This window comes from Paenibacillus sp. P3E (assembly GCF_001909045.1).
Lineage (GTDB): Bacteria > Bacillota > Bacilli > Paenibacillales > Paenibacillaceae > Paenibacillus_AQ > Paenibacillus_AQ helianthi.
In genome coordinates, this window is sequence record NZ_LVWH01000065.1 from 1 (window position 1) to 3,798 (window position 3,798).

Annotated in this window: 6 protein-coding genes; 3 read left to right on the plus strand and 3 right to left on the minus strand. The window is 36.0% G+C overall.

Features of this window, described 5'->3' with window-relative positions; all coding sequences use genetic code 11:
* Nucleotides 1-16 precede the first annotated feature (16 nt).
* Both A3842_RS33740 and A3842_RS32425 read left to right on the plus strand, forming a co-directional pair.
* Nucleotides 17-151, plus strand: a complete 135-nt coding sequence (locus tag A3842_RS33740) for a DUF6713 family protein (RefSeq protein WP_371915989.1) — start codon at nt 17-19, stop codon at nt 149-151.
* Nucleotides 152-436: 285 nt separating this feature from the next.
* The gene (locus A3842_RS32425) at nt 437-613 is read left to right on the plus strand and encodes a hypothetical protein (protein ID WP_178382311.1); all 177 of its coding nucleotides are present in this window, start codon (nt 437-439) and stop codon (nt 611-613) included.
* Between the two features lie 496 nt (nt 614-1,109).
* Here A3842_RS32425 and A3842_RS31925 read toward each other — a convergent pair whose 3' ends face one another.
* The 3 genes from A3842_RS31925 to A3842_RS07620 form a co-directional block, all read right to left on the minus strand.
* The gene (locus A3842_RS31925) at nt 1,110-1,301 is read right to left on the minus strand and encodes a hypothetical protein (RefSeq protein ID WP_143186195.1); all 192 of its coding nucleotides are present in this window, start codon (nt 1,299-1,301) and stop codon (nt 1,110-1,112) included.
* Nucleotides 1,302-1,678: 377 nt separating this feature from the next.
* Nucleotides 1,679-2,104 (minus strand): hypothetical protein, encoded by a 426-nt coding sequence (locus A3842_RS07615; protein ID WP_074100966.1) that lies wholly within the window; start codon nt 2,102-2,104, stop codon nt 1,679-1,681.
* Between the two features lie 236 nt (nt 2,105-2,340).
* Nucleotides 2,341-2,502: a hypothetical protein gene (locus A3842_RS07620; protein ID WP_178382312.1), complete on the minus strand. Its 162-nt coding sequence runs from the start codon at nt 2,500-2,502 to the stop codon at nt 2,341-2,343.
* A 358-nt stretch (nt 2,503-2,860) separates the two neighbouring features.
* Between A3842_RS07620 and A3842_RS07625 the strand changes: the two genes are divergently transcribed.
* Nucleotides 2,861-3,202: a hypothetical protein gene (locus A3842_RS07625; protein WP_074100967.1), complete on the plus strand. Its 342-nt coding sequence runs from the start codon at nt 2,861-2,863 to the stop codon at nt 3,200-3,202.
* Nucleotides 3,203-3,798 lie beyond the last annotated feature (596 nt).

Sequence of the window (3,798 nt, forward strand, 5' to 3'; positions counted from 1 at the left end):
AATAGATCTATTTTTAATTTTTCACTCGATCGCTCATTTTTTCTTTGAGAAGCATCCAAATAATAATTTTAAGAACTTATACTCAAGATTAATTATATATCCAATGGGCTTATTGGGTTTGATACATCTTGTTGGGTTAATGTATTTTTAGCAATAGATGTCGGTTTAAATAATTGCATATTACACTAATGGGCAGGATATTTCGGAGTAATTGAAGAAATATATTTGTAACAAACTTAATAGGAGTTTTCATATGATACTTGCAATTAAAGTAATTAGAGTTTTGCTATTCGTAATTGTAGTTTTGTTATTTGCTTCATCAATGCCCATCTTTGCAGGGATAACTTTACTTTGTATTTTGGGACTTTCGAAACTTCTTAATAAGCTTAGTAAATATGGGAGACGATCGGATCACTGACTCCTTACAGGATATGCAGTGGGTAATGTGGAGCGTGTAATGATTAGCGGTATGCATATCGCTGATATGGATCTCCTGGTTGCCAAGGCTGACGACAATAACGGGATTGATATTACGCTTTCGAGTACTGCAAATGATTTTGATTTCATTGAGCAATTTCCGGATTACATGGCCTTAAATGGATTAAACTTATGAGTCTAAGTAGGAATTAGACAACCTGATGGAAGCATATTGGTTACATAAAACCCTTATGAGGTGGATGAGACCGATGCTTCATAATCAAGAATTCAAAGTTTACATTATAACCAAGGGATCTGTCCTGAGGTTCTTAGTTATTGAAATCATCATTGGTACAATGACCTATTCTATAGCCATGAAGCTTTTCCATAATATCATCTTGGCGAGTGTAGGTGGGTGGGTAGGGACAGAAGGAATAAAGAGATTGTATGCTGTGAGTAAAATCATTGGGAAATAGAATTTTAATATGAATCAATCAAGACCGTCCGAGGATCAAGCGGTTTTGTTGTTTAACGAAAACGAATAATTAATATGAGAAAACTCAACATATGTCAGATTATCGACGAAGCCGTACTGAACTAAATTATCAATTGCAAACGATTTAGCAAGTTTTAAGGCTTGAATTTCATCCTCAAATATTCGTGAATTTGTTGAACAATGCTGTTTCGTAGATTTATTCTACGAGCGCTAATAACAAATCGTTAGAGATCAAAAAACCAGTCGCACCACCATTAGGCAATTTAATAAAATTTACAGTTTTTGATTTTTGAACAGCTGCTTCTAGAGAGGCATCAGGAAGAAGGTCATTGCCATCAATGTGTACCTCCAAAGATTCTTGAAATTCACCAGTTGTGATCTCTAACAATCATTTCGGTGGTAGTTAATTTAATAAGTGGTTTCAATTATAAATCAATCCTTATTTTTTTATTGTGAATTCTTTCGGGTTTCAATTGTTATAGTTCCAACTACGGATTCTCAATGTTCTAGCTTTTAATGACAAAGAAGTGTTGTTTTCAAAAATTGTATTTACACATTGTTACAATACTAATAAATTAGATGTATCGGAAGCACCGAGCGTGCAGTCCGAAAGCATCGGCAAAAGCCCGTCAACCTTAACTGGTCGGCGGACTTCTTTTGTTTATATGACAAACTCCGTAAATACAGGACTCCGCTAATTTTGGTATTGAACATCAATACATTTCACGTTTGTTATTTGACTAGACCCAAATCTAGTTGCATAACTTAAATTACGCCCTCTCCTCCAATAGCAGTTGCTGTGAATGCTATGGGTCCAAATAGATTTATAGGCAAGTTGCTATCATTTTGGATTACCAATTCATAGTTGTGGATTCCAAGATAAGGACCATCAACCCATAGAACATTTATTTGAATATCAGTAGTTGTAGTAAAACGATAAAAGGATCTATAAATATCGACTCCAGCACGCCGGATAATAACAAAAAATTGACTATTAGCAAGTGCAGTAAGACTAAAACTACCATTTAACTCGACTCTACTGGAGAAAGAGGCAGGATTAGCAGGACTAATATTTACTTGTGCTGTGGCTAGACCCGCTCCAGCTCCAGGAATCCCAACAACCGTTGTAGTAATTGTAAGCGGGTCTAACGGAATTTTTGCCTGTGAACCGTAACTAATAATTGTCGCCATTTTTCATCACTCCATTTCAAGGTTATACGTTATTATATTGTGAATCCGCAATTATAGATTGGACATCATTCCTGATGATTATATACATTTATGTTGTTTGCTTGATCATATAAACCCAGATAGTAGCGAGGTAATATAAAAAACTTTTCCAAAAGATGCTGTTCTGAGAATCTGATTACTCTTAACTTGACTAGTTATATTTGCAGTAATTGGGCTTGTGCCTTCAGCATAAGTAATTATCCGATATCTTTAAGCAATTCTTTAAAGTTATTACGTACATTACCAACAGCCGAAGGGACTTTATAAGCTCTCATTTTTAAAGGATCGTAAGGTTTCAGCAGTTTTAATAAGGATTCAACATCGTCATTGTCTCTCTGTTGGCCCCGTCCTTTTTCCATTCATTAAATCCGCCTGCCTTAATAATGTAGCGTTATGTTTCTTGACAAAAATCTTTTAAGTTTTCCCGTTGATTAAATACAGTTGCACTAGGGAATGTTCATTTATTGACCTAAAGCCCTTGTGTTTGATCAAATTCCGCTTCTTTCTTATGCGATTCCTATTCTCGCCTATGTCATACCTATAAACACACATTTCACCCAGCTCAACAATAAGTGTAAATTAGTATGTGAAAAATAATACGTATATTTATGTTTCAAAGCACGATATACTGGAATCACCAAAGATTGTGATGGGAACGGAAGAAATATACAGCAGGCGAAATTATCATATCTTCTTATGCATTGGGGAGTTGTTTTTTTGGATAAAATAATTAACTTTGTACAAGACTTCAATAAACTTGAAGAACGGATCAATGCATTTATTAACGACGATTCATGTATTGAGTATGTAGAAGGATCAGAAGAAGTGGTGATTGGTGGAGCATATGCGTGGTCAAAATTAAAACTGGCAGATAGCAGCAAACAAGAGTACATAGATGCAGAATACGTAGAATTAGCAGAAAGGGTACGCACAGTACTGAAAAACGAACATAGTCCCAACATCGAAAAGTTTGAGCGAAGTTATGAGCTAGTAATAAACTATATAAATCAAGATACTTTACTTTGGGTACCTGGTTTAAAAATGTTATTGAGAGTATGAAATCTGAATTAAATTTGCAGCAATATTTTCTTAATGAGTTTGAATGATATTTCTTTATTGGCTCGTCATCCTTAAACGGTCGATGGGCTTTTTCTAGTAATACGATAAACTCCGTAAAAACTGGACTCCGTAACATGTCGGATTTGGTCCAGTTACTTATTCTAACCTATGCATGTAGCATGGGCTCTAGGTGTACAATCTCCTTATCCTCTCCGTTTATGAATTGGCCGGCTACTCCCCGGAATGCTTGTTTGTGGAGCAAAGATGTCCCGAATTCAATTATCCCAACTGTCCGCAGCTTACCGGACGCACCCGACGGAACCGAAGCAAGCCACCCAAATTCCAGCTTACGATAGCCTGTTATATACACCTCTGCATAGGTCCAGTTGATTACCTTTTGTCAAGCACGGGAGCGGCGACCAGTCTCATACAGGCTGTTCTTAATCGGTAATGTGGCTTTGGAATAAAGTTCGATAATTAATAATAAAGTTTGTTACAATTACGTCGACAGGGTGGATTATGACAATTCAGCAATCGGGCCATTTTGTGTGAAATTTAGGAGTGAAGAAATGAATGATTTTCTTACAGCATTAACT

Bases quoted from the DNA above. Each gene is read 5' to 3' on its own strand.
- A3842_RS07615 (WP_074100966.1), bottom strand. From the start codon at position 2,104: ATGGCGACAATTATTAGTTACGGTTCACAGGCAAAAATTCCGTTAGAC.
- A3842_RS07620 (WP_178382312.1), bottom strand. From the start codon at position 2,502: ATGGAAAAAGGACGGGGCCAACAGAGAGACAATGACGATGTTGAATCC.